At 60.5% G+C, this 26,131-nt stretch carries 22 protein-coding genes; 12 read left to right on the top strand and 10 right to left on the bottom strand.

Annotated features, from left to right (window positions below; all coding sequences use genetic code 11):
• Positions 1-51: 51 nt before the first annotated feature.
• From betI to yccS, 9 genes are all read left to right on the top strand, one after another.
• Complete coding sequence (gene betI / locus ACXR0M_RS02985; RefSeq protein ID WP_458829757.1) at positions 52-672, top strand: transcriptional regulator BetI; 621 nt, start codon at positions 52-54, stop codon at positions 670-672.
• A gap of 60 nt (positions 673-732) precedes the next feature.
• Positions 733-2,205, top strand: a complete 1,473-nt coding sequence (gene betB / locus ACXR0M_RS02980) for a betaine-aldehyde dehydrogenase (RefSeq protein WP_458829755.1) — start codon at positions 733-735, stop codon at positions 2,203-2,205.
• A 251-nt stretch (positions 2,206-2,456) separates the two neighbouring features.
• Positions 2,457-4,160, top strand: coding sequence for a choline dehydrogenase (gene betA, locus ACXR0M_RS02975; protein WP_458829753.1), 1,704 nt, complete (start codon positions 2,457-2,459; stop codon positions 4,158-4,160).
• A gap of 285 nt (positions 4,161-4,445) precedes the next feature.
• A complete protein-coding gene (locus ACXR0M_RS02970) occupies positions 4,446-5,888 on the top strand; it encodes a TldD/PmbA family protein (protein WP_458829751.1) in 1,443 nt (480 codons plus the stop codon).
• The gene (locus ACXR0M_RS02965; protein ID WP_458829749.1) at positions 5,888-7,225 is read left to right on the top strand and encodes a TldD/PmbA family protein; all 1,338 of its coding nucleotides are present in this window, start codon (positions 5,888-5,890) and stop codon (positions 7,223-7,225) included. Before ACXR0M_RS02970 ends, ACXR0M_RS02965 begins: the two co-directional genes overlap by 1 nt.
• A 198-nt stretch (positions 7,226-7,423) precedes the next feature.
• Entirely contained in the window at positions 7,424-8,851 is a 1,428-nt protein-coding gene (gene mdtD, locus ACXR0M_RS02960) for a multidrug transporter subunit MdtD (RefSeq protein ID WP_458829747.1), read from the top strand.
• Positions 8,852-9,093: 242 nt separating this feature from the next.
• Positions 9,094-10,431 carry an ATP-dependent RNA helicase DbpA gene (gene dbpA / locus ACXR0M_RS02955; RefSeq protein ID WP_458829858.1) on the top strand — a complete coding sequence of 446 codons (1,338 nt, stop codon included), beginning with the start codon at positions 9,094-9,096 and terminating at the stop codon, positions 10,429-10,431.
• Positions 10,432-10,567: 136 nt separating this feature from the next.
• Entirely contained in the window at positions 10,568-11,746 is a 1,179-nt protein-coding gene (locus ACXR0M_RS02950; protein ID WP_458829745.1) for a BaiN/RdsA family NAD(P)/FAD-dependent oxidoreductase, read from the top strand.
• A 243-nt stretch (positions 11,747-11,989) separates the two neighbouring features.
• Positions 11,990-14,173 carry a YccS family putative transporter gene (yccS, locus tag ACXR0M_RS02945; RefSeq protein ID WP_458829743.1) on the top strand — a complete coding sequence of 728 codons (2,184 nt, stop codon included), beginning with the start codon at positions 11,990-11,992 and terminating at the stop codon, positions 14,171-14,173.
• A gap of 124 nt (positions 14,174-14,297) precedes the next feature.
• Here the strand turns inward: yccS and ACXR0M_RS02940 are convergent, their stop codons facing one another.
• A complete protein-coding gene (locus ACXR0M_RS02940) occupies positions 14,298-15,035 on the bottom strand; it encodes a substrate-binding periplasmic protein (RefSeq protein ID WP_458829741.1) in 738 nt (245 codons plus the stop codon).
• Positions 15,036-15,292: 257 nt separating this feature from the next.
• Between ACXR0M_RS02940 and ACXR0M_RS02935 the strand changes: the two genes are divergently transcribed.
• The gene (locus ACXR0M_RS02935; protein ID WP_458829739.1) at positions 15,293-15,745 is read left to right on the top strand and encodes a GNAT family N-acetyltransferase; all 453 of its coding nucleotides are present in this window, start codon (positions 15,293-15,295) and stop codon (positions 15,743-15,745) included.
• Positions 15,746-15,868: 123 nt separating this feature from the next.
• On the opposite strand, the gene ACXR0M_RS02930 is transcribed toward ACXR0M_RS02935, so the two are convergent.
• The 3 genes from ACXR0M_RS02930 to ACXR0M_RS02920 form a co-directional block, all read right to left on the bottom strand.
• Positions 15,869-16,165, bottom strand: coding sequence for a winged helix-turn-helix domain-containing protein (locus tag ACXR0M_RS02930; RefSeq protein WP_458829737.1), 297 nt, complete (start codon positions 16,163-16,165; stop codon positions 15,869-15,871).
• An 83-nt stretch (positions 16,166-16,248) separates the two neighbouring features.
• A complete protein-coding gene (locus ACXR0M_RS02925) occupies positions 16,249-16,740 on the bottom strand; it encodes a M48 metallopeptidase family protein (protein ID WP_458829735.1) in 492 nt (163 codons plus the stop codon).
• A 43-nt stretch (positions 16,741-16,783) separates the two neighbouring features.
• Positions 16,784-18,907 (bottom strand): putative bifunctional diguanylate cyclase/phosphodiesterase, encoded by a 2,124-nt coding sequence (locus tag ACXR0M_RS02920; protein WP_458829733.1) that lies wholly within the window; start codon positions 18,905-18,907, stop codon positions 16,784-16,786.
• 322 nt (positions 18,908-19,229) lie between these two features.
• Here ACXR0M_RS02920 and ACXR0M_RS02915 point away from each other — a divergent pair, with 322 nt between their 5' ends.
• A complete protein-coding gene (locus ACXR0M_RS02915) occupies positions 19,230-19,898 on the top strand; it encodes a polysaccharide lyase family 7 protein (RefSeq protein WP_458829731.1) in 669 nt (222 codons plus the stop codon).
• A 400-nt stretch (positions 19,899-20,298) separates the two neighbouring features.
• On the opposite strand, the gene ACXR0M_RS02910 is transcribed toward ACXR0M_RS02915, so the two are convergent.
• Entirely contained in the window at positions 20,299-20,709 is a 411-nt protein-coding gene (locus tag ACXR0M_RS02910; RefSeq protein ID WP_458829729.1) for a hypothetical protein, read from the bottom strand.
• A gap of 681 nt (positions 20,710-21,390) precedes the next feature.
• Between ACXR0M_RS02910 and ACXR0M_RS02905 the strand changes: the two genes are divergently transcribed.
• Positions 21,391-21,753, top strand: a complete 363-nt coding sequence (locus ACXR0M_RS02905; protein WP_458829727.1) for a DUF6124 family protein — start codon at positions 21,391-21,393, stop codon at positions 21,751-21,753.
• Positions 21,754-21,812: 59 nt separating this feature from the next.
• Here ACXR0M_RS02905 and fba read toward each other — a convergent pair whose 3' ends face one another.
• The 5 genes from fba to epd form a co-directional block, all read right to left on the bottom strand.
• The gene (fba, locus tag ACXR0M_RS02900) at positions 21,813-22,877 is read right to left on the bottom strand and encodes a class II fructose-bisphosphate aldolase (RefSeq protein WP_085646941.1); all 1,065 of its coding nucleotides are present in this window, start codon (positions 22,875-22,877) and stop codon (positions 21,813-21,815) included.
• Between the two features lie 263 nt (positions 22,878-23,140).
• Positions 23,141-23,473, bottom strand: a complete 333-nt coding sequence (locus ACXR0M_RS02895) for an MliC family protein (RefSeq protein WP_458829725.1) — start codon at positions 23,471-23,473, stop codon at positions 23,141-23,143.
• A 57-nt stretch (positions 23,474-23,530) separates the two neighbouring features.
• Positions 23,531-23,752 carry a hypothetical protein gene (locus tag ACXR0M_RS02890; RefSeq protein ID WP_458829723.1) on the bottom strand — a complete coding sequence of 74 codons (222 nt, stop codon included), beginning with the start codon at positions 23,750-23,752 and terminating at the stop codon, positions 23,531-23,533.
• 34 nt (positions 23,753-23,786) lie between these two features.
• A complete protein-coding gene (locus ACXR0M_RS02885) occupies positions 23,787-24,950 on the bottom strand; it encodes a phosphoglycerate kinase (RefSeq protein ID WP_458829721.1) in 1,164 nt (387 codons plus the stop codon).
• Positions 24,951-24,976: 26 nt separating this feature from the next.
• Positions 24,977-26,035: an erythrose-4-phosphate dehydrogenase gene (gene epd, locus ACXR0M_RS02880; RefSeq protein ID WP_458829719.1), complete on the bottom strand. Its 1,059-nt coding sequence runs from the start codon at positions 26,033-26,035 to the stop codon at positions 24,977-24,979.
• Between the last annotated feature and the right edge of the window lie 96 nt (positions 26,036-26,131).

The raw sequence follows: 26,131 nt of genomic DNA, 5'->3' as shown, positions 1-26,131 counted from the left end.
CAATCCAGCAGGCGTTTTTCGTCTGCCGGAAGGCCTAAGGAGATGTGCAAGATGCCCAAGGTCGGTATGCAACCCATCCGCCGCCAACAACTGATCGAAGCCACGTTACAAGCGGTCGATCAGGTCGGGATGGGGGACGCCAGCATTGCGCTGATCGCCCGTCTGGCCGGTGTCTCGAATGGCATCATCAGTCACTATTTTCAGGACAAGAACGGCCTGATTGCCGCCACGATGCGGTATCTGATGAATGTCCTCAGCGAGAACGTCACCGCGCGCCGTCAGGCGCTGGCAGACAGCAGCCCGCGGGCGCATCTGCAGGTGATCATCGAAGGCAACTTCGACGCCAGCCAGGTCAATGGCCCGGCAATGAAAACCTGGCTGGCCTTCTGGGCCACCAGCATGCACCAGCCGTCTTTGCACAGGTTGCAGCGGATCAACGATCACCGTCTGTATTCCAACCTGTGCTGCGAGTTCCGCCGGGTGCTGCCGCTTGAAGATGCACGCAGCGCAGCGCGTGGACTGGCAGCGTTGATTGACGGTTTGTGGTTGCGCGGCGCGCTGTCGGGAGACGCTTTCGACACGGCGCAGGCGCAACAGATCGCTTACGAATACATGGATTTCCAATTGGCCAAGCAGGCGAGCCAGAGCACACAGAAAACGCTCGGCGCCTGAACGCCACCGCAGCGGCATCGCGGTGGCAACGCCAACCACTCATGCACTTGCGAGGACACTATGGCCCGTTTCGAACTGCAAAAACTCTACATCGATGGCGCGTACACCGACGCTGGCAGCGATGCCACCTTCGAAGCCATCAACCCGGCGACCGGTGAAGTCCTCGCCAACGTGCAACGTGCGACCAAGGAAGACGTCGAGCGCGCCGTGGTCAGCGCCGAAAAGGGCCAGAAAATCTGGGCCGCGATGACCGCCATGGAGCGTTCGCGCATCCTGCGTCGCGCCGTCGACATCCTGCGCGAGCGCAACGATGAACTGGCCGCGCTGGAAACCCTGGACACCGGTAAAGCCTTCTCCGAAACCAAATACGTCGACATCGTCACCGGCGCCGACGTGCTGGAATACTACGCAGGCCTGGTGCCGGCGATCGAAGGCGAGCAGATCCCGCTGCGTGACACTGCCTTCGTTTACACCCGTCGCGAGCCACTGGGCGTTGTCGCCGGTATCGGCGCATGGAACTATCCGATCCAGATCGCCCTGTGGAAATCCGCACCGGCCCTGGCCGCCGGTAACGCGATGATCTTCAAGCCAAGCGAAGTGACCTCGCTGACCACCCTGAAACTGGCCGAGATCTACACCGAAGCCGGCCTGCCAAACGGCGTGTTCAACGTGCTGACCGGCAGCGGCCGTGAAGTCGGTACCTGGCTGACCGAGCACCCGCGCATCGAAAAGATCTCCTTCACCGGCGGCACCGACACCGGCAAGAAAGTCATGGCCAGCGCCTCGGCTTCGTCGCTGAAAGACGTGACCATGGAACTGGGCGGCAAATCGCCGCTGATCATCTGCGACGACGCCGACCTCGATCGCGCTGCCGATACCGCGATGATGGCCAACTTCTACAGCTCCGGTCAGGTCTGCACCAACGGCACTCGTGTGTTCGTACCGGCTCATCTGAAAGCCGCATTCGAGGCCAAGATCGTCGAGCGCGTAGCGCGCATCCGCATCGGCAACCCGGAAGACGAAAACACCAACTTCGGCCCGCTGGTCAGCTTCGCCCACATGGAAAGCGTGCTGGGTTACATCGCCAAGGGTAAGGAAGAAGGTGCCCGCGTCCTCTGCGGCGGCGAGCGTCTGACCGACGGTGAATTCGCCAAAGGCGCCTTCGTCGCGCCGACCGTGTTCACCGATTGCACCGACGACATGACCATCGTCCGTGAAGAAATCTTTGGCCCGGTAATGGCGATCCTCTCCTACGAGACCGAAGAAGAAGTGATCCGCCGCGCCAACGACACCGACTTCGGCCTGGCCGCCGGTATCGTCACCAAAGACCTGAACCGCGCACATCGCGTGATCCATCAACTGGAAGCCGGTATCTGCTGGATCAACGCCTGGGGCGAGTCCGACGCAAAAATGCCGGTGGGCGGTTACAAGCAGTCGGGCGTGGGCCGTGAAAACGGCATCAGCTCGCTGAACAACTTCACCCGCATCAAATCGGTACAGGTCGAGCTGGGCGATTACGTCTCGGTGTTCTGATCTGACACAGAGTCTGGATGGGGCTCTCGTGGCGAGGGGATTTATCCCCGATGGGCTGCGAAGCAGCCCCCACCCAGACAATGCAAATATTCAGACAGAACTCATTCGCTGCTTTACGACTGCTGCGCAGCCGGTCGGGGATAAATCCCCTCACCACAGAGGATCTTCTCTACAGAGAGTTTCCTCCTCTGCTTAGGTTGTGCAGCGTTCCGGCGACCGCGACCTCACCAACTCTAAAGAGGGTGCATCCAATGTCCCAAGAATTCGATTACATCATCATCGGTGCCGGCTCGGCCGGTAACACCCTGGCGACCCGTCTGACTGAAGACGAAGGCGTCACCGTTCTGCTGCTTGAAGCCGGCGGCCCGGATTACCGCTTCGACTTCCGCACACAAATGCCGGCCGCCCTGGCCTTCCCGCTGCAGGGTCGTCGCTACAACTGGGCCTACGAAACCGATCCGGAGCCGCACATGGACGGTCGCCGGATGGAATGCGGTCGCGGCAAGGGCCTCGGCGGCTCCTCGCTGATCAACGGCATGTGCTACATCCGTGGCAACGCGATGGACTATGACGGCTGGGCGAAACTGCCAGGTCTGGAAGACTGGTCGTACCTCGACTGCCTGCCGTATTTCCGCAAAGCGGAAACCCGCGACATCGGCCCGAACGACTACCACGGTGGCGACGGCCCGGTCAGCGTGACTACGCCGAAAGCCGGCAACAACCCGCTGTTCCACGCCATGGTTGAAGCCGGCGTGCAGGCCGGTTATCCGCGCACTGAAGACTTGAACGGCTACCAGCAGGAAGGCTTCGGCCCGATGGACCGCACCGTGACGCCTAACGGCCGTCGTGCTTCCACCGCCCGTGGTTACCTGGACATCGCCAAAAAGCGTTCGACCCTGACCATCGTCACCCACGCCCTGACCGACAAGATTCTGTTCGAAGGCAAGCGTGCGGTCGGCGTGCGTTACCTGGTCGGCTCGGCCGAAGAACGCGTCGAAGCCAAGGCGCGCAAGGAAGTGCTGCTGTGCTCCGGCGCCATCGCTTCGCCGCAGATTCTGCAGCGCTCCGGCGTCGGCCCGGCGAAACTGCTGGAAAGCCTCGACATCCCGGTGGTTCACGACCTGCCGGGCGTCGGTGAAAACCTGCAGGATCACCTTGAGCTGTACCTGCAGTACGCCTGCACCCAACCGGTGTCGCTGTACCCGTCGCTGCTCTGGTACAACCAGCCGGCCATCGGTGCCGAGTGGCTGTTCAACGGTACCGGTATCGGCGCCAGCAACCAGTTCGAAGCCGGCGGTTTCATCCGTACTCGCGAAGAGTTCGAATGGCCGAACATCCAGTACCACTTCTTGCCGGTGGCGATTAACTACAACGGCAGCAACGGTGTTAAAGAGCACGGCTTCCAGGCGCACATGGGTTCCATGCGTTCGCCGAGCCGTGGTCGCATCCAGTTGAAGTCCAAGGATCCGCGTCAGCACCCGAGCATCCTGTTCAACTACATGGCCACCGAGCAGGACTGGCAGGAATTCCGCGACGGCATCCGCCTGACCCGCGAAATCATGCAGCAGCCAGCCCTCGACGCTTTCCGTGGCCGCGAAATCAGCCCGGGCATCGAAGTGCAAACCGATGAACAGCTCGACAAGTTCATCCGCGAGCACGCCGAAACCGCGTTCCATCCGTCCTGCTCGTGCAAGATGGGCACCGACGAGATGGCGGTGGTGGATGGCGAAGGTCGCGTGCACGGCATGCAGAGCCTGCGGGTGGTCGATGCCTCGATCATGCCGATCATCACCACCGGCAACCTGAACGCGCCGACGATCATGATCGCCGAGAAAATTGCCGACAAGATCCGTGGCCGCAAGCCACTGCCGCGCAGCAACGCTGCTTACTACGTGGCTGGCGGTGCGCCGGTGAAGGGCAAGCCGATGCGTGATGTCACGCCTGTTGCTCAGTAAGAGGTAATACCGAGGCGCGGCCTTCGCGAGCAAGCCCGCTCCCACAGTAGATCTCCAGTGAACACAAAATTTGTGAACACCCGGGATCCAATTGTGGGAGCGGGCTTGCTCGCGAAGGGGCCCTCAGATTCAACACAAATTCCCTCGCTGCACAGTAAATCCTCCTACAGTCCCTCTTCACTTGATCCTACCCCCACGCAGGCCTACTCTAGACCTCGCGCAATCGTTTCACCCCTCCCCGCCGAATCGCTCTACCCCGCAACTCCATAACAAGGAGGTTCCCGAATGTTCGATTTCCACCCCCAGCTCAAGCAGCGTTTCGCTGCCTTGCGCACGGGCGCCGAGTTCTTTTCCCTGCGGTATGTGCGCGAGTCCGGCCAGTACCTGTCGGTGCGCAAGAACGTCGCCGAGCCGCCGAGCCTGAGCCGCGACGAAGGCGCGATGCTCACGGTGCGGGTCAACGGTGTCGAGGCCTACGCTGCCACCAACGACCTGTCGCAGCAAGGCCTGCAAGCAGCCCTCGAACGCGCAGAACAACAAGCGCGGCGACTCAAGCCGCACGCCCTGCTCGACCTGCGCGATCAACCGCTGTCGAGTGATCGCGCTGATTACTTTTCGCCCAATCTCGAACAACCTTTCCCGTCCCTGAGCGAATGCTTCGAGCTGCTCGGTGCGGAATCCGCCTCGGTGCCCAAGGATGAGCGCCTGGTGAATTGGCAGGTGAGCATCGGCATTACCCACGTCGAGCAGATCTACCTGAGCAGCGCCGGGGCCGAATTGCGCCAGGCGCAGCGCTTCGTCTATCCGGGCCTCGACGTCACCGCTTACGACGGCAACGACAGCCAGACCCGCTCCCTCGGCCGCGAAAACTTCGGCCAGCAGGGCGGCGCGGACGTGATCAGCCGTTGCGGTCTGATTGGTGCCGGCCCGCAGGTGGCCGATCAGGCGCTGCAATTGCTGCTCGCGCCGAACACCCCGCAAGGCCCGCGCGACCTGCTGTTGATGCCGGACCAGATGATGCTGCAGATCCACGAATCCATCGGTCACCCGCTGGAGCTTGACCGGATCCTCGGCGACGAACGCAACTACGCCGGCACCAGTTTCGTCAAAACCAGCGACTTCGGCACTCTGCAATACGGCTCGAAACTGCTCAACGTGACCTTCGATCCGGGCATCCCGGAAGAGCTGGCCAGCTACGGCCATGACGACGACGGCAGCAAGGCCAGCAAACAATTCCTGATCCGCGACGGCCTGTTGCTGCGACCATTGGGCGGCGCGCTGTCGCAGTTCCGCGCCGGTCTCGACGGCGTCGCCAACAGCCGCGCCTGCGGCTGGAACCGCCCGCCGATCGATCGCATGGCCAACCTCAACATCGAGCCGGGCGACCAGCCGCTTGAACAGTTGATCAAAGGTATCGAGCACGGCATTTTGATGAGCACCAACCGCTCCTGGTCGATCGACGATGCACGCAACAAATTCCAGTTCGGCTGTGAATGGGGCCAGTTGATCGAAAACGGTGAACTGAAGGGCGTGGTGAAAAATCCCAACTACCGGGCGATTTCCGCGCACTTCTGGAAAAGCCTGCGCGCCGTCGGCGACGCCAACACCGTCAAGGTGCTGGGCACGCCGAACTGCGGCAAGGGTGAGCCGAACCAGGTGATTCGCGTCGGCCACGCTTCGCCGGCCTGCGTATTCAGCAACGTTGATGTGTTTGGGGGAGACGCCTGATGAGCATTTCGAAGAGTCAGTCCGACGCCTTCAAGGTCATGGTCGAGTGGCTGCGCGACAGTGTGCGCGACCCGGAACAATTCACCCTCAGCTACGCCGCAGAGTCCTCGGCGTTCGTGCGTTTCAATCACGCCAAGGTGCGTCAGGCCGGGCAGGTGCAGCAAGCCAACATCGTCCTGAAACTGATCAACGACGGTCGCCACGCCGACCTGCAGGTCACTTTGTCCGGTGATCAGGAAGCCGACTTGCAACGGCTCGCCGAAGGCCTGCAGCAATTGCGCGAGACCCTGCCGTTGCTGCCGCAGGATCCGTATCTGCTACTCAACCACACCGGATGGCAGAGCGAAAACGTGCAGGAGCATCCGCTGCCGGACACGGAGCAGGTGGTGGATGAAATCTGCGCTGCCGCTGACGGCCTGGATCTGGTGGGCTTCTATGCCGCCGGGCCGATCAGCCGTGGTTTCGCCAGTTCTTCGGGGGCATTTGGCTGGCATCAGGCCAACAGTTTCAACTTCGATTTCAGCCTGTTCCACACCAACGGCGAAGCGGTAAAAGCCAGCTACGCCGGGCATGACTGGAGCAGCGAAGGTTTCGCCCGGCGCTTTGCCCAGGCACGCGAGCAACTGGAATTTCTCGGACGCCCGCTGCGCACTCTGGCGCCGGGGCAGTACCGCGCCTACCTGGCACCGGCGGCGCTGGAAGAAATCATGAGCATGCTGAGCTGGGGCGGTTTCTCGGCCCAGTCGATTGCCAGCAAGAGCAGCCCGTTGCAGAAACTGTATGTCGGCGATCAGGCATTCAGTCCGTTGGTGTCACTGGATGAGAAGGTCAGCGAATCGTTGAGCCCGGCGTTTTCCGGCGAAGGTTATCCGCGCAGTGACTTGCGCCTGATCGTCGAAGGCAAGGCGGGTGATCAACTGGTCGGCTCGCGCAGTGCGGCCGAATACGGGCTGGCCGCCAACGGCGCCGGCGGCGGTGAGATGCCCAGCGCCTTGAACATGGCGGCGGGCGATCTGGCGCAGGAACAGATTCTCAAGCAACTGGGCACCGGGCTGTATATCAGCAACCTGTGGTACCTGAACTACTCCGATCAACCGGCCGCGCGCATGACCGGCATGACCCGGTTTGCCACGTTCTGGGTCGAGAATGGCGAGATCCAGGCGCCGGTCAGCACCATGCGCTTCGACGACAGCGCCTACAGCCTGCTCGGTTCGCAGCTGGAAGCACTGACCGCCGAGCGCGAGTTGCTGTTGTCGGCGAGCACCTACAGCCAGCGCAATACCTCGTCGGCGTTGCTGCCGGGGGCGCTGGTGAGCCGATTGACCTTGACCTTGTAAATGAAACTCCAGCACACCCGGGGATCGAGCTGGAGTGGGTCCTGTGGCGAGGGGATTTATCCCCGATGGACTGCGCAGCAGTCCCCTGTATTTGATTTTAAAAGCGGGGCCGCTTCGCGCCCCATCGGGGATAAATCCCCTCACCACAGAGTTTCATGTTTGAACAAGTATCTGGATTAATTACTCGCTAGAGGTTCCATGCCCAACCGCCCGCCGCTCGACGCCATCACCGCCCGCTGGTTGCCGTGGGTCGTCGCCATTGCGTTCTTCATGCAGTCCCTCGACGGGACGATCCTCAACACCGCCCTCCCCGCCATGGCCCGGGATCTGGCCGAAGATCCGCTGCGCATGCAAGGCGTGGTCATTGCCTACATGCTCACCGTGGCGTTGCTGATTCCGGCCTCGGGCTGGATCGCTGATCGCTTCGGTACCAAGAAGATCTTCTTCGGCGCGATTCTGCTGTTCAGTTTCGGTTCGCTGCTCTGCGCGCTGTCCAGCAGCCTGAGCATGCTGATCGGCGCGCGGGTGATTCAAGGCCTGGGCGGCGCCCTGATGCTGCCGGTCGGACGCTTGGTGGTGCTGCGTGCCTACCCGCGTTCGGAACTGGTGCGGATCATGGGTTTCATCACCATTCCCGGGCTGCTCGGTCCGCTGATCGGCCCGACCATGGGTGGCTGGATGGTTCAATACCTGACCTGGCACTGGATCTTCCTGATCAATCTGCCAGTGGGCGTTGTCGGCTGCTACGCGGTGTGGAAATTCATCCCCGACCTGCGCGGCACGGAACGCACGCGTTTCGACAGCCTCGGCTTTCTGCTGTTTGGCGCGGCGATGATCCTCATCACCATCGCCATGGAAGGCCTTGGCGAACTGCACCTGCCGCACCTGCGGGTGATGTTGCTGCTGTTCGCCGGTCTGGCCTGTCTGGCGGCGTACTGGCTGCGCGCCGGGCATATCGAGAATCCGCTGTTCGCCCCGTCACTGTTCAAGACCCGGACCTTTGCCGTCGGCATTCTCGGCAACCTGTTCGCGCGGCTGGGCAGTGGCGCGCTGCCGTTTCTGGTGCCGTTGCTGCTGCAAGTGGCGCTGGGTTATTCGCCGTCCCAGGCCGGGATGAGCATGCTGCCACTGGCCGCTGCGGCGATGTTCGCCAAGTGGATGGCGCGTCCGCTGATCGAACGCCTCGGCTACCGCATCGTGCTCACCGGCAACACTCTCGCCTTGGGGATCATGCTGGCCAGCATGGGTCTGGTCAGCGAGCAGACGCCATATTGGCTGCTGCTGGGCCAACTGGCGATTCTCGGCGCGATCAACTCGCTGCAATTCACCGCGATGAACACCGTGACCCTGATCGACCTCGACGACGCCAGCGCCAGTAGCGGCAACAGTTTGCTGTCGGTGGTGGCGCAATTGTCGTTGAGCCTGGGCGTGGCCTGCGCCGGTGCGTTGCTGGGCGGGTTTACTGCAGAGATCGGTAACGACGGCGTGGAAACCGTGCTCGGCGCGTTCCAGCTGACCTTCCTCACCGTCGGAATCATGGCGATGCTGGCCGCGACGATCTTCTCGCAATTGTCGAAAGAGGATGGCCGGCGGGCGAAGCGGCCGGAAGAACACATCGAACACTGACTGCAATTTTTGCAGATGGCTCTATGGTCAGGGGGCTTTTGTGGTGAGGGGATAAATCCCCTCACCACAGATAAAACCCTTCACCACATGACTCCCCCTCCCGCCGGGTTTTAACCGCTGTTCGTCCAGAACTTTCGAGGAAACCGGCATGAGGCTGCTACACTGCGCGACATTTTGTTTTGCAGGCCAGTCCCGTGACCACCATCGCCACCGCTTTTAATACTCTGCCGCTGTCCGCCGCCATGCTGGCTAACCTCGAATCCCTCGGTTATGCCCAGATGACGCCGATCCAGGCGCAGAGCTTGCCGGTGATCCTCAAGGGGATGGACCTGATTGCCCAGGCCAAGACCGGCAGCGGCAAGACCGCCGCGTTCGGCATCGGCCTGCTCAACCCGATCAACCCGCGTTACTTCGGTTGCCAGGCACTGGTGATCTGCCCGACCCGAGAGCTGGCCGACCAGGTCGCCAAGGAAGTCCGGCGCCTGGCCCGTGCCGAAGACAACATCAAGGTCCTGACCCTGTGCGGCGGCGTGTCGTTCGGCCCGCAGATCGCTTCGCTGGAGCACGGCGCGCACATCATCGTCGGCACTCCGGGGCGTATCCAGCAGCACCTGCGCAAGGGTTCGCTGGTGCTTGACGGCCTGAACACGCTGATTCTCGACGAAGCCGACCGCATGCTCGACATGGGCTTCTACGACGCCATCGAAGACATCATCGAGCAGACCCCGTCGCGCCGGCAGACCCTGCTGTTCTCCGCCACCTACCCGGTGGGCATCAAGCAACTGGCGTCGAAATTCATGCGTGACCCGCAAACGGTGAAGGCCGAAGCGTTCCACGACGACACGCAGATCGAACAGCGTTTCTACGAGATCTCTCCGGAAGAGCGCATGAGCGCGGTGACCAAAGTCCTGAACCACTTCCGCCCGGCCTCGTGCGTGGCGTTCTGCTTCACCAAGCAGCAAGTGCAGGAAACCGTCGATCACCTGACCTCCAAGGGCATTTCCGCGGTCGGCCTGCACGGCGATCTGGAACAGCGTGACCGCGATCAGGTGCTGGCCATGTTCGCCAACCGCAGTACTTCAGTACTGGTCGCCACCGACGTCGCCGCCCGTGGTCTGGATATCGATGCGCTGGACATGGTGATCAACGTCGAACTGGCGCGCGATTCGGAAATCCACATTCACCGCGTTGGCCGCACCGGTCGCGCTGGCGAGAAAGGCATCGCGGTCAGCCTCGTCGCGCCGTCCGAAGCGCATCGCGCGCAAGCCATCGAACAACTGCAGAAAGCCCCGCTGAACTGGGATCAGATCGACAACCTCAAGTCCCAGGGCGGCGCGCCGCTGCAGCCACCGATGAGCACCCTGTGCATCGCCGGCGGGCGCAAGGACAAGGTCCGTCCGGGCGATATCCTCGGCGCCCTGACCGGCGACGCCGGCATCCCCGGCGCCCAGGTCGGCAAGATCGCGATCTTCGACTTCCAGTCGTACGTGGCGGTTGAACGCACCGTGGTCATGCAGGCGCTGCAGCGTTTGAACGACGGCAAGATCAAGGGCCGTTCGCTACGCGTACGCGTCTTGTAAGAACAACGCCCACCTCCTGTAGGAGCTGCCGCAGGCTGCGATCTTTTGACTTTGTTTTAAGAGCAAGATCAAAAGATCGCAGCCTGCGGCAGCTCCTACAGTTGGTTTTGTGGTGACATTTTGTGAGGACACCGTTTTGCGCTCTACCGAAGTCGTGATCATTGGCGCTGGCGCCGCAGGGTTGATGTGTGCACTGACCGCCGCCGGGCGCGGGCGTGAAGTGTTGCTGCTCGATCATGCGAACAAGGCCGGCAAGAAAATCCTGATGTCCGGCGGTGGCCGCTGCAATTTCACCAACATGTACACCGAGCCGGGCAATTTCCTCTCGCACAACCCGCACTTCTGCAAATCGGCCCTGGCGCGCTACACCCAGTGGGATTTCATCGGCATGGTCGGCAAACATGGCGTGCCGTACCACGAGAAGAAACTCGGCCAGCTGTTCTGCGATAACAAATCCAGCGACATTCTCGAAATGCTGCTCAACGAGTGCGATCAGGTCGGCGTCGAGCTGCACCTCGACACCTCGATCCAGACCATCGAGAAGGTCGAAAACGGCTACCTGCTCGACACCACCCTCGGCCAGGTTCAATGCCAGTCACTGGTGATCGCCACCGGCGGCCTGTCGATCCCGACGCTGGGCGCCACCGGTTTCGGTTATCAGGTGGCCAGACAGTTCGGCCATGAACTGCTGCCGACCCGCGCCGGACTGGTGCCATTCACCATCACCGATCAGCTCAAGGAACTGTGCAGCGAGCTGTCCGGAACCTCGGTCGATTGTCTGGTCAGTTGCAACGATCAAAGCTTTCGCGAAAACATCCTGTTCACCCACCGTGGCCTCAGCGGCCCGGCGATTCTGCAGATCTCGTCGTTCTGGGAACCGGGCGACACCGTCGAGATCAACCTGCTGCCGGATCACGACGCTGCCGCCTGGCTGCAACAGCAAGTGGTCGAACGGCCGAACAGCGAACTGAAAACCCTGCTCGGCGAGGTCTTCACCAAGAAGATGGCCAATCTGCTGGCGGACAACTGGTTCGTCTCCAAACCGATGAAGCAGTACACCCACGCCGAACTGGCGCAGATCGCCGACAAACTCGGCAGCTGGAAAGTGGTGCCGGCCGGCACCGAGGGCTACCGCACCGCCGAGGTCACGCTGGGTGGCGTCGACACCCGCGAAGTGTCGTCCAAGACCATGGAATCGCTGAAAAGCCCGGGCCTGTATTTTGTCGGTGAAGTGCTCGACGTCACCGGGCATCTGGGCGGCTTCAACTTCCAGTGGGCGTGGGCCTCCGGCTACGCCGCCGCGCAGTACGTCTAGCCAAAACAACATCCCCCTGTAGGAGCTGCCGCAGGCTGCGATCTTTTGATGTTGCTTTTTAAAAACAAGATCAAAAGATCGCAGCCTTCGGCAGCTCCTACAGAGATTGGGTTCATTCCGGACTTAGGCTCGGCACAAAAGCAGTCAGGAACACTTTTTGCTGTCAGATGTGATCGGCGCCATTGCGTCGGCGTCATTACTGGCTCAATTTAGCGGCATCGCCTCGGAAGGCCTTCGCACTTCATGTCCTCGACCTCGTTTCGTCAGTCTTTGCGGCGCCTGTGGGCGCTGGATAAATTCAGCTATAGCGTGCGGGTGTTCATCGCCCTGACCGGCAGCATGGCGCTGTGTTGGTATCAGGATGAAATGGGTCTGCTGATCCCGTTGTTTCTGGGGATTATCGCCAGCGCCCTGGCCGAGACCGACGACAGTTGGCAGGGGCGTCTCAACGCACTGGCGGTAACACTGGTGTGTTTCAGTATCGCCGCGCTGTCGGTGGAATTGCTGTTCCCCTACCCCATCGTGTTTGCCATCGCCCTGGCCCTGGCCAGCTTCGGCCTGACCATGCTCGGCGCGCTCGGCGAGCGTTATGGCGCAATTGCCTCGGCGACGTTGATTCTGTCGGTGTACACCATGATCGGCGTGGATCAGCGCGGCGGCGCGGTCACCGATTTCTGGCACGAACCGATGCTGCTGGTGGCCGGCGCCGCGTGGTACGGTCTGCTCTCGGTGCTGTGGCAGGCGTTGTTTTCCAACCAGCCGGTGCAACAGAGCCTGGCCCGACTGTTTCGCGAACTGGGCTTCTACCTGAAGCTCAAAGCCTCGCTGTTCGAGCCGATTCGCCAGCTGGACGTCGAAGCCCGCCGGCTGGAACTGGCGCAGCAGAACGGCCGCGTGGTGGCAGCGCTGAACAGTGCCAAGGAAATCATTCTGCACCGGGTCGGCAACGGTCGCCCGGGGTCGAAAGTCAGCCGTTATCTGAAGCTGTACTTCCTCGCCCAGGACATCCACGAACGCGCCAGTTCCTCGCACTATCCGTACAACGCGCTGGCCGATGCGTTCTTCCACAGTGACGTGCTGTTCCGCTGCCAGCGCCTGCTGCGTCAGCAGGGCAAGGCCTGCCGCGCGCTGGCCGAATCGATCCAGATGCGCCAGCCCTTCGTCTACGACGCCAGTTTTGCCGAAGCGCTGAGCGACCTCGACGCCTCCCTCGAACACCTGCGCATCCAGAGCAACCCGGCGTGGCGCGGCCTGCTGCGCTCGCTGCGCGCTCTGGCGGCCAACCTCGGCACCCTCGACCGTTTGCTCAGCGACGCGAGCAACCCCGATGCGCTGGCGGACGCCACCGACAGCAGCCTGCTCGACCGTTCGCCGCGCAACCTCAAGGACGTATGGGTACGCTTGCGCACGCAGCTGACACCGACCTCGTTGCTGTTCCGCCATGCCCTGCGCTTGCCGCTGGCGTTGAGTATCGGCTACGGCATGGTGCATTTGATTCACCCGTCGCAAGGCTACTGGATCATCCTCACCACGTTGTTCGTGTGCCAGCCGAACTACGGCGCGACGCGGCGCAAACTCGGGCAGCGGATTCTCGGCACCGCCATCGGCCTGACCGTGGCCTGGGCGCTGTTCGATCTGTTTCCCAGCCCGCTGGTGCAGTCGTGCTTCGCCATCGCCGCCGGGGTGGTGTTCTTTACCAACCGCACCACGCGCTATACCCTGGCGACGGCGGCAATCACCATCATGGTGCTGTTCTGCTTCAACCAGATCGGCGATGGCTACGGGCTGTTCCTGCCGCGCCTGTTCGATACCCTGCTGGGCAGCCTGATCGCCGGCCTGACGGTGTTCCTGTTCCTCCCGGACTGGCAGGGCCGACGCCTGAACAAGGTGCTGGCCAACACCCTGAGCTGCAACAGCATCTACCTGCGCCAGATCATGCAGCAATACGCCGCCGGCAAGAGCGACGACCTCGCCTATCGCCTGGCCCGGCGCAACGCGCACAACGCCGACGCGGCGCTGTCGACCACGCTGGCGAACATGCTGATGGAGCCGGGGCATTTCCGGAAGGAAGCGGATGTCGGTTTCCGCTTCCTGGTGCTGTCGCACACCCTGCTCAGTTATCTGTCAGGGCTGGGCGCGCACCGCGAAACCCAACTCCCGGCGGACGTTCGCCAACACTTGATCGATGGCGCCGGAGTGAAACTGGCTGCGAGCATCGACGACATCGCCCAGGGGCTGGCAAACAAGCAGCCGATTGCGATTCAGAGTGACGAAGAAGAAGCACTGGCCGATGAGCTGGAGCAGATGCCGGACGAGATCGATGAAGGGCAGCGACTGGTGCAGACGCAACTGGCGCTGATCTGCCGACAGCTGGGGCCGTTGCGGACATTGGCGGCGCACCTGATCAAGGATACCCGCGAAGTTTGAGGTGGCGGGACAGGCCCCATCGCTGGCAAGCCAGCTCCCACATGACTTGCGTACGCCGCGAAACCTGTGGGAGCTGGCTTGCCAGCGATGAGGCCATCAGCAACAATAAATTCCGGGTCAGAGCTCACATCCCATGCTGACGCAGCAACTTGTCATAGCTGCCATCCGCCTTCATCGCCGCAATCGCCTTGTCGAACCCCGCCACAATCTGCTCATGCTGCGGATTCTTCAGGCTGACCAGAATATGCAGGCTGTTCTCGCTCAGCGGCTTGGGCAGAAACTCCACCGAATTGCGCACTTTGGGTGATTCGCGCGCCAGGTAATACTTGGCCACATACTCATCCTCCAGAGTCAACTTGACCCGGTCCGCCGCCAGCATGCGCACGGCCATGGCGAAGTTATGCACAGGGACTTTCTGCAACGCCGTGTCGGCGTCGAACTGCGCGGAATAGGCATAGCCGCGCACCACCGCAATCGGATAGGTGTGCAGTTGTTCCAGATTGTTGTATTCGAGCGGCGCGTCTTTGCGCTTGATAAAGCGGATGCGGTTGAGCAGGTACTCGCCAGAGAACTGGCCGAACTTGGTGCGCTCGTCGTTGTACCAGGCGTTGACCAGCACGTCGTAGCGCCCCTCGCCAACCCCCAGCAGCGCCCGCGCCCACGGCACTTGCTCATAGTCACTGGCATAACCGGCCCGGGCCAGTGCAGTGCTGACGATATCGGTGGCGAGGCCGCCGTTGACCAGCGTGTCGTCGGTAAAGGGCGGCCAGATATCAAATACCAGTCGCAGCTTGTCCGCCGCGGCGGCTTGGGCCAGCAAGAGCAATCCGATCAAAGCAAAGGCTCGATGCGTTCGCGGCATGCTTGAAAATCCTTAGCGGGCGGGCGGCCCGGCGTGTTTTCCAGTCAAAACCCCAAGGCCCCTTACCGGCGAAACCCAGGCCCTAACATTAGCTCATTGCAGCCAGTGCACAGCGCTTTCCAGCAGATTACACAAAGCAGCCGCCGCCGCGCGAAAGGAATGATGGCATTTTGATCTTTGTCACAGACTCATCCGCCATACAGACATCCGGCATCGCTGCGCTTAGTATCGGACGCCAGCATTCAAGGAGCCGGAAGATGACCATCGAGTGGATCTGCACCCATCACAGCGATCTGGATAAACAGCAGTTGTACGCACTATTGAAGTTGCGCTCGGACGTGTTCGTGGTCGAGCAACAATGCGCCTACCCGGACCTCGACGGTCAGGATCTGAGTGGCGACACCCATCATTTGATGGGCTGGGACAACGACCAGTTGATCGCTTATCTGCGTCTGCTCGATCCAGCGTCCCTGGGCGGCGAGGTGGTCATCGGCCGCGTGATCATCGCGCCGCCGGGGCGGGGTAAAGGGCTGGGGCACGTGATGATGGAACAGGCGCTGAAACAGGCCGCCAAGCTGTGGCCGCAGGTGCCGATCTATCTGTCGGCGCAGGCGCATCTGCAGGGGTATTACGGCCGTTACGGGTTTGTCGCGCAGGGTGAGGAATATCTGGAGGATGACATTCCGCATATCGGGATGCGTCGTTCTTGAGGCCCTCATCGCTGGCAAGCCAGCTCCCACAGGTTTAACGGCCGCACACAAAATAAGTGTCCGGCTCAAATCCTTGTGGGAGCTGGCTTGCCAGCGAAGGCGTCAGCCCAATCACCGCAGGACTCAGGGATATTCAAGCACCGCCTTGATCTGCCGCAGATTGCGCTCGATCCACCCACGATCAATCGCCCCCCACTCGCGAATCCGGTAGCGCCCGGCATGATTGCGCGCGCCCTCCTCCTGTTCGAATTCGCAGACGATATCCAGATCCGCCAGCGCGGCGATGGTGTCCTGCGCCGTGCGTCGAGGCATGCCGGTGGCCTCGGTCAGCGCCGGCACGCTGGCGGCCAGACCGCTGTCGATCAGGTACGCCACGTACAGGCGGCGGTAGAAACTGCTTTTGGTTTTGCTGACGTCCATGCATGCACTCCGAATCGATTGAAGATCAAAAGATCGCAGCCTTCGGCAGCTCCTACAGGGCCGCGATCACTTGATCGGGAATTTCATTGCAGATCACGCCACGTCAGGTACACCCGCAAGTCGAACTCGACTTGGTGATACCCCGGCAGCATGTGTTCGCACAGTTTGTAGAAAGCCTTGTTGTGATCCGACTCTTTGAAGTGCGCCAGTTCATGCACGACGATCATCTTCAGAAACTCCGGCGCCGCGTCCTTGAACAGCGAGGCGATGCGGATCTCTTTTTTGGCCTTGAGCTTGCCACCCTGCACCCGCGACACCGTGGTGTGCAGGCCCAGCGCGCGGTGCGTGAGGTCGAGGCGGTTGTCGAACAGCACCTTGTCGATGGCCGGCGCGTTGCGCAGGTATTCCTGCTTCAGGTCCAGCGCGTAGCCGTACAGCGCCTTGTCGCTCTGCACATCGTGACGCCCGGGATAGCGTTGGCTCAGGTAATCACCCAGACGCCCTTCGGCGATCAGCTGGCGCACCTGATCCTGCAGTTGCGCGGGATAGGCCTGGAGGTATTTCAACGCAGTCATGGACACCGCAACACGCTTGGAAAAGAGCGCCAGTGTAGCGAATTCAAACGGGCAGCGCGCTCCAGTCAAACGGCTCGGCGAAGCTGGCGGCGTCATCGGCGATCATCGGCCGCGCCACCAGGAAGCCTTGCACGTATTCGCACCCATGAGCCTGCAGCCACTGATACTGCTCGACGGTTTCCACCCCTTCAGCGATCACCAGCAAACCGTATTGCTTGCACAGGCTGATAACAGTGCTGACCAGCGAGGCGTCGCGGGCAGAATCCGGCAACCGGGCGATCAAGTGCCGATCGAGCTTGAGTGTATCGAGTTCAAGATCGCGCAGATGCGCCAGCGAACACGGCCCCGAGCCGAAGTCGTCGAGCGCCACGCGCACCCCCAGATTGTGCAGCAGCCTTAACTGCTTACGGGTTTCATCGGGGTTGTGCATCAGTGCTTCTTCGGTGACTTCGACCTCCAGCTGCCGTGGTTGCAGGGCATGCCGCTCCAGCACCTGACGTAACTCGGTGACCAGATTGGGCAGGCTGAACTGGGTGTTGCTCAGACTGACGCCGAGCACCAGGTCTTCGGCAAACAGGGTTTCCCAGGCTTTGCGCTGGCCGGCGCCACGGTGATAGATCCAGCTGCCGAGCCGGCTGATCAACCGTGCTTCTTCCAGCAATGGCAAAAACAGCCCTGGCGGCACATCGCCGACACTTGGATGCTGCCAGCGCAACAACGCTTCGAAGCCGCGAATCTGCCCGCTGTCGATCGCCACCTGCGGCTGATACACCAGATTGAAATCACGGTTTTCGATGGCGGTGCGTACGCTCTCTTCGAGCATCAGACGCGAGCGCGCCCGGCCGTTCATGTCGTGATCGTAAAAGCGATACTGCTGGCGCCCGGCACGCTTGGCCTCGTACATCGCGATGTCGGACGCGCGCAGCAAGCCGTCGAGGTTCGCCCCGCAGTCCGGGTAAGTGGCGATGCCGATACTGGCGCCGAGGACGATGTCCATGCCCTCGATCTGCTGACAGACCGAGACCCGCTCGATGAGCTTCTCGGCAATCTTCGCCGCCTGCTCGGGAAACTCCAGATCGAGCAACGCGGTGAACTCGTCGCCGCCCATGCGCGCGAGGATGTCGAACGGCCGCAGGCAGGCTTTCAATTGTTCGGAGACCCAGCGCAACACCCGGTCGCCGGCATCATGGCCGAGGGAATCGTTGACTCGCTTGAAGCCATCAAGGTCGAGGTACAGCAGCACCCAACTGCTGTCGCTGCGCTCACCGCGCAATAGCAGATTCTCTACCGTCTGATAGAAGCCGCGACGATTGAGCAAACCGGTCAGCGGATCGGTCACCGCCTGAAACTCCAGTTGCTGATGCAAGTGGCGCACCACCGACATGTCCAGCACCGTCACCACCATCGCCTTCTGTTCCGCCGGCAACGGCGCACAAGACAATGCCACCGGCACTTGCTGACCGGGCGCGGTGCGCAACAACGCATCGTGCAGACGCAAGGTCTCGCCACGTTTGTAGCCGGCATACAGCTCGGAATCGGCCCACAACGGGATGTGCGGCTTCTGCAGAAAATCGAGAAACTCCTTGCCCTCAAGCTCTTTCACCGGAGCGTTGAGCAAGCGCGAAATCGCCGGATTGGCGTAACGAATCAAGCCATCCTCGCCCAGCACCAGAATCCCTTCGGCGGCGTTATCCAGCACCGACGCATTGAAGGCCCGGGCGACTTCCAGATCATGGCTCAGGCGTTGCAGCGCTCGGCGATTGCGCTGGTGCTCGAGCAGCGCCTGCACCTTGGGCTTGAGGATTTGCGGATTGAACGGCTTGAACAGGTAATCCACCGCACCGCTGGCATAGCCTTTGATCACGGCGTCCTGCGATTGCTCGTTGGCGGTGAGAAAAATGATCGGGGTGAGACGCGTACGCTGGCTGCCACGCATCAGCCGCGCGACTTCAAAGCCATCCATACCCGGCATCTGCACATCCAGCAGCACCAGGTCGACCTCGTGTTCGAGCAAAAGATTGAGCGCCTCGAAACCGGAGGCGGCGGTCATGACGTGCCAATCCTGACGCTGCAGCAACGCGCGCATGCTGATCAGATTTTCAGGGTAATCATCAACGATCAAAAGGACAGAGTTGCCTTCATCTGGCAGGGGTTGCGCGCATTCCATGCTGCTTCTCTTATCGGGACTTCAGGCCGGTTGCAAAACTAAAAACCGTACAGGTATTGAGCCTTCACTCTAGTCGCGGATCGCTGAAAGCAGTAGCTGTCATCGCGCCATCATCTAATCAAAGCGAGGTCTAGCCGACTAACGGTCAAGCCTGTAGCCCCCGGAATCCGGGAAAGGTGGCATTTCGACAGGATGTTGACGTCAATCATCTGCCAAACGGGCATTAACAAATACTTCCTCTACGCTTATAAATGCGCCCCGAAAAGCGCAGGCTAGAGCATCTGGCACTCGCGTTCAGGATGAATTGAGTGGAAGCACCGACATGATCGATCTCGCAACCTGGAACCTCAGCGTTCCCGTTGGCAGTCCGCCATACACCGTCGAAACCTCCAAACTGGTGAACGGCTTCAAGGATCAATACTTCCATTCCGACACCGGCACCCTGTTCTTCTGGTCACCGGTGACCGGCTCGAAAACCGAAAACGCCATCTACCCGCGCACCGAACTGCGCGAAACCTACAGCAACGGCACGTTGCGCAACTGGTACTACCCGGACGCCGACAACACCCTGCGCGCGACCCTCGCGGTAAACAAGGTGCCCAGCTCCGGCAAGATCGTCATTGGCCAGATACACGCATATGAAAGCCAGCGCCCGATGGTCAAGCTCGAATACCAGTACAAGGAAAAAACCCAGAGCGGCAATCTGGTGATCAAAGTCCGCATGCACCCGGATGACGAAGAAAGCCGCGTCATCACCCTCGCCAGCGGGATCAAACTGGACAACGAATTCAACTACCTCATCCACCTCAGCCCCGGCGGCGCGCTCGGTGTCAGCGCGGCGGGCTATCAGTGGGATTCACAGATCAGCGCAACCTGGCGCGACAAGCCGCTGTACTTCAAGGCCGGGGTATATGTGCAGGACAACAGCGGGTATACGAGTGAGGGTGGGCAGGTGACCTTTTCCAAGCTCGACATCGATCACGACAAGTAACTTTACCGAGATTGCCAAACCACCCATGAACCCTGTGGGAGTTGGCTTGCCAACGATAGCGCACGGAAAGCCGCCGCATATCTCGCAGACTGCTAGCCATCAAACTGTAGGAGCGAGCCCGCTCGCGATAGCGGAATGTCAGTCGCCAAACAGGCTGAAATGTCAGACCGCAATCGCGAGCAGGCTCACTCCTACAAAAGTTCATTTTGGGCGTCATTGCAGACCGTCAGCTTTTAACAGGTGCGCCACCGCATTGAAACTGAATAGCCCCGCCGTACTGTGTGTTAAAACTCATTGATGACGACTTCAAAAAACGCCCCAAGCAGTCCGCGGCATTTGCGTTAATGGCCATCTCCGATCGCAAGAGCAATTAATAAATCGATGTTCTTTTTCTCCCACTTCAACTCGCACACATCAACATAAAACTTTTGGAAGCGCTCGTTTGCGCATCAGCGCTGCCAACCTGATGCGTAATGACTTTCACATTATTGCGTGTGGGTGTCCCCGATAATTTTGCCTGGGCATAAAAAATATCATCCAGCGTATCCTTATCAACCACAGAAACAGCACAAAAACCAGGCGAGCCTTTAAATGCGCCATCTTTGAATACGATTTTATAATCCGAGAAATACCCGTCTCGTGGATTGTGCTCTACATGAGAGATCCAGACGGGCGATTGTTTCAAAACCTTGCCCTGGCTGGTGATCATAGCGGTATACATGACTTTCGGCGTATCAGCTGAAGCCTGGTTATTCAGCATTAGTAAACTGGCAGCAGCGAGGTTGATCAGTGTGTTTTTCCTATAAGCCATTGGTACTTTCCTTCATCCATGATTAGAAACCGCTTAACAAACAAAATCATTGGATTAGAGGGAGCAACCACCTGTCAAGACGAGAGAGAAAATACGGAAAGTGGCTTCACCAACAAGTACAAAGACCTACAGAACTTCAGCAGATTTCCTGTAACTTTTTGCCGCCAGCGAATAACTCTGAATCACAGATTTTTGACCCCGGCGATAAATCCACCTCTCTTTCCTGTAGAAGCTGCCAGTGGCTCGGGCCGCGATCGGACGATCTTCTGATCCCGTTTTTTCAGTATCAAAGCCAGATCAAAAGATCGCAGCCTGCGGCAGCTCCTACATTAAACGATGTCGTTTAGATTGGTTGGCGGTAACTTCCGGATGCCTACAACAGCTTGCGCCGTAGCCTACGGTTACGCCAGAATCCGCCGGCTTGTGCGCCTGGCGGGCCATCGGTAACTTGGTTCGCGTCACTGATTTCCAGTGGTCGGGTTTAGTAGCCCGTTGGTTTCAAGCTTTGTGCACAAGCAGCTGTCAGTCAGGTATTTCGCTACCTGCGCTTGATGGTAACTGTGCGCAGGGCACCTTCGGGTGCGCCGGCTTGCTCGAAACCCCGGTCTACTAACCTGCGTACAGTTGCCTCCACTTTGATTTAGTAGCCAGAGGGGGGCACTCCAATCAGGTTTCGAGCAAATGACAAAATCAACGCCTCACCCGCCGGTCACCGACCCGGCCTCCCCCTACGAATCCCTCGATTCAAAAAAGCTCAACGACGCCGCCGAGCGCGCCCTCGACCATTACCTCAAACCGTCCGCTTTCATCATGGCCAGTACGCACAAACCCGAGCCCATGTACCTCGCCAACCCGAAGTACAACACCGAGTCCCTGCTGGCCAACGCCAGCGAAACCCTGGGTTCAGCCAGCGAAATGCTCAACAACTTCGCCGCCATGCTCGACACCTCACACCGTAAGACCGCGCTGGGTATCGCGCAGGTGGTCATGCTCGGTGAACTGGCGGTGAACCAGGCGCTGGATCATGTGGACTTGAAGGAATAACCACCCACAAAAAACCCGCCTCACGGCGGGTTTCTTTTGAAACAGTCCAACACTCAGGCTTAGTTGACCTTGGCGTTCAACTCACCCTTCAGATAACGCTGATACATCGCTTCCAGCGAGATCGGCTTGATCTTCGAAGCATTGCCGGCAGTACCGAACGCTTCGTAACGCGCGATGCACACGTCACGCATGGCCTTCACGGTTTCGCCGAAGAATTTGCGTGGGTCGAACTCGCTCGGGTTGGTGGCCATCAGGCGACGCATGGCACCGGTGGATGCCAGGCGCAGGTCCGTGTCGATGTTGACCTTGCGCACGCCGTGCTTGATGCCTTCGACGATTTCTTCAACCGGTACGCCGTAGGTTTCTTTGATGTCGCCGCCGTACTGGTTGATGATCGCCAGCCACTCTTGTGGCACGGACGAGGAACCGTGCATGACCAGGTGGGTGTTCGGGATGCGCTTGTGGATTTCCTTGATGCGGTCGATCGCCAGCACGTCGCCGGTAGGTGGCTTGGTGAATTTGTAGGCGCCGTGGCTGGTGCCGATGGCGATGGCCAGGGCATCGACCTGAGTCTTCTTGACGAAGTCGGCGGCTTCTTCCGGGTCGGTCAGCATCTGGCTGTGATCCAGAACGCCTTCGGCGCCGATGCCGTCTTCTTCGCCGGCCATACCGGTTTCCAGCGAACCCAGGCAGCCCAGCTCGCCTTCAACCGAAACGCCGCAGGCGTGCGCCATAGCTACAGTTTGCTGGGTAACGCGGACGTTGTATTCGTAATCGGTCGGGGTCTTGCCGTCTTCGCCGAGGGAGCCGTCCATCATTACCGAGCTGAAGCCCAGTTGAATGGAGCGCTGGCAGACGTCAGGGCTGGTGCCGTGGTCCTGGTGCATGCACACCGGGATGTGCGGGAATTCTTCGATCGCGGCCAGGATCAGGTGACGCAGGAACGGGGCGCCAGCGTATTTACGGGCGCCGGCCGAAGCCTGGACGATCACCGGGGAGTCAGTCTTGTCAGCGGCTTCCATGATGGCGCGCATCTGCTCAAGGTTGTTGACGTTGAAGGCTGGAACGCCGTAGCCGAACTCGGCTGCGTGGTCCAGCATCTGGCGCATGCTGATAAGTGCCATTGTGTGTGTCTCTCCCGGTTGAGGGTCGTTAATCGTGCCAGCCTGCCGGAGCGGCGGCGGCTATTCAAGTGATTGCAGATCGGGGGTTGAGGCCCGGCCTGGTGATTCGATAAAGCAGATTCTCAAGAACTACACAGACACCCCTGTGGGAGCGGGCTTGCTCGCGATAGCAGTCTGACAGTCACTGCAGTGTTGACTGCAAAATGGCTATCGCGAGCAGGCTCACTCCTACATTTGGACCTCTGTACACCAATTCAATCGTGTTACTGCGCCTTGCAGCCCCGCCCGATCAGGTCATTGGTGGCGACCCAGTACACCAGGCCTTCGTCACCCTTGACGTGAAATGCCAGCATGCCGTCGCTGTACAGCGTGCCCGAGGCGCCCGGCTCTTCTTTCAGGCGATAGACCTGATCACCGCCGCCGAGTCGAACATCGACTTCCTGCTGGCCGGCATCGGCGTAGCGCCACAGCACTTTGGCCTGGCTGTCGCAGGTCCAGGTGGTCCAGTTATCCGCCGGGGCAGACGACTGGAACAGGTTCAACTGCGCGCAACCGCCCAACAATGCCAACGCCGCGATGGCGATCAAGCCTTTCATCCGTGTTCCTCGACTGACCGCCAACGGCGCCAGCCCTGAGTTAAAGAGTCAGACCGGTCAAGGGCAACCATGTTCCTTGGCCGGGGTTTGCGTCTCGTATTTGTCCAGACCGTCCGGCCCCGAACGCTTGTTCAGCACCGGGTTGGTCTCGGCCTGCCAGTCCGCCTGGTAGCAGCCTTTCTGCACCGCACCGGGTGCAGGCGTCGCCTCGGCCTTCGGATTACTCCCGCAGGCTGCCAGCGTAGCGGTCAGCAGCAACAGCGCTAACGACTTGACCATGTGAACACTCCTTTGCCTGGCCAAACGGGCGGCCTCAGGCCTTGGCCCGGCTTTCCAAGACCTCAACGGCCGGCAGCACCTTGCCTTCGACGAATTCGAGGAACGCGCCACCACCGGTGGAAATGTAGGAGATTTGCTCGGCCACGCCATATTTATCGATGGCCGCCAGCGTGTCGCCACCGCCAGCGATGGAGAACGCCGCGCTTTCGGCGATGGCCTGGGCCAGCACTTTGGTGCCGTTGCCGAACTGGTCGAATTCGAACACGCCGACCGGGCCGTTCCACAGAATGGTTTTCGACGACTTCAGCAGTTCGGCGAAGTTGGCTGCGGTTTGTGGACCGATGTCCAGAATCATGTCGTCAGCCGCGACGTCAGCGATCAGCTTGACGGTGGCTTCAGCGCTTTCGGCGAATTCTTTGGCAACCACTACGTCGACCGGCAGCGGCACGCTGACTTTGGCGGCGATGGCGCGCGCGGTGTCCAGCAGGTCCGGTTCGTACAGCGACTTGCCAACCGGGTGACCGGCAGCCGCGAGGAAGGTGTTGGCGATGCCGCCACCGACGATCAGTTGATCGCAGATCTGGCTCAGGCTGTTGAGCACGTCGAGTTTGGTCGAGACCTTGGAACCGGCGACGATGGCCGCCATTGGCTTGGCCGGGGCGCCCAGTGCCTTGCCCAGTGCGTCCAGCTCAGCGGCGAGCAACGGGCCGGCAGCGGCGACTTTGGCGAACTTGGCCACGCCGTGGGTCGAACCTTCGGCGCGGTGCGCAGTGCCGAAGGCATCCATCACGAACACGTCGCACAGCGCGGCGTATTGCTGGGCCAGGTCGTCGGCGTTCTTTTTCTCGCCCTTGTTGAAACGCACGTTTTCGAACAGCACGATGTCGCCGGCCTTGACGTCAACACCGCCCAGGTAATCGGCCACCAGCGGCACTTCGCGGCCCAGGGCCTTGCTCAGGTAGTCGGCGACTGGCTTGAGGCTGTTCTCGGCGGAGAACTCGCCTTCGGTCGGACGCCCCAGGTGCGAGCACACCATCACCGCCGCACCTTTTTCCAGGGCCAGCTTGATGGTCGGCAGCGAAGCCAGGATACGCGCATCGCTGGTGACAACACCGTCCTTGACTGGGACGTTGAGGTCTTCGCGGATCAATACGCGCTTACCTTGCAGATCGAGGTCGGACATCTTCAACACGGTCATGGGTCGCACTTCCTGAGTAACTGTTCTTAGAGAGCAGGTTTTTTTGAAATAGCCGTCTGCAGATAGTGGTCTGCAACGTCGAGCATTCGGTTGGCAAACCCCCATTCGTTGTCGAACCAGGCCAGGATGTTCACCAGTTTGGGGCCGGAAACACGGGTCTGACTGGCATCGACGATGGCCGAATGTGGGTCATGGTTGAAATCACAGCTGGCATGCGGCAATTCGGTGTAAGCCAACAGGCCTTTGAGCGGGCCGCTGGTGGCGGCCTCACGCAGAATCCGGTTGACCTCATTAGCATCCGTCGCGGTAGCGGTCTGCATCGTGATGTCGAGGCAGGACACGTTGACCGTCGGCACGCGTACGGCTTTGGCCTGAATTCGCCCGGCAAGTTCCGGCAGCAGGCGCTCGATGCCGCGCGCCAGACCAGTGGACACCGGAATCACCGACTGGAACGCCGAACGGGTGCGGCGCAGGTCTTCGTGGTGGTAAGCGTCGATCACCGGCTGATCGTTCATCGCCGAGTGAATCGTGGTGATCGACACGTAATCCAGACCGATCGCCTTGTCGAGCAAGCGCAACAGCGGCACGCCGCAGTTGGTGGTGCAGGAGGCGTTGGACACCAGCAACTCGTCGCCGGTCAGGCAGTCCTGATTGACGCCGTAGACGATGGTCGCGTCGACATCCGCCTCGCTAGCCATCGGCTGCGAGAACAGCACCCGCGGCGCGCCGGCGTCGAGAAAGCGCTGACCGTCTTCACGAGTGTTGTAAGCACCGGAGCATTCGAGCACCAGATCGACGCCCAGCGACGCCCAATCGATGCCTTCGGGGGTGGCACTGCGCAGGACCTTCACGCAGTCGCCCTTAATATGCAGACAGTCGCCGTCGACTCGCACTTCGCCGGGAAAGCGGCCGTGGGTGGAGTCAAAGCGTGTCAGGTATTCGATGCTGGCCATGTCGGCCAGATCGTTGATCGCGACAATTTCAAACCCGGCCTTCTCGCCACGCTCGAACAACGCACGCAAGACGCAACGACCAATCCGGCCATAGCCGTTGAGTGCAACTTTGTAGGGACGCGGTTGAGGCATGGGGTTCTCGATTACCGTTTGAATCCGTTATTGCAGTGGTGTCTGAGCCACCGATTTCGCGAGCAAGCCCGCTCCCACATTGGATCAGGGTTGTGA

The sequence above is a fragment of the Pseudomonas sp. Eth.TT006 genome, assembly GCF_054456575.1.
Note: the sequence above shows the minus strand (reverse complement) of the source record. Positions and strands in the feature narration are given on the sequence as shown.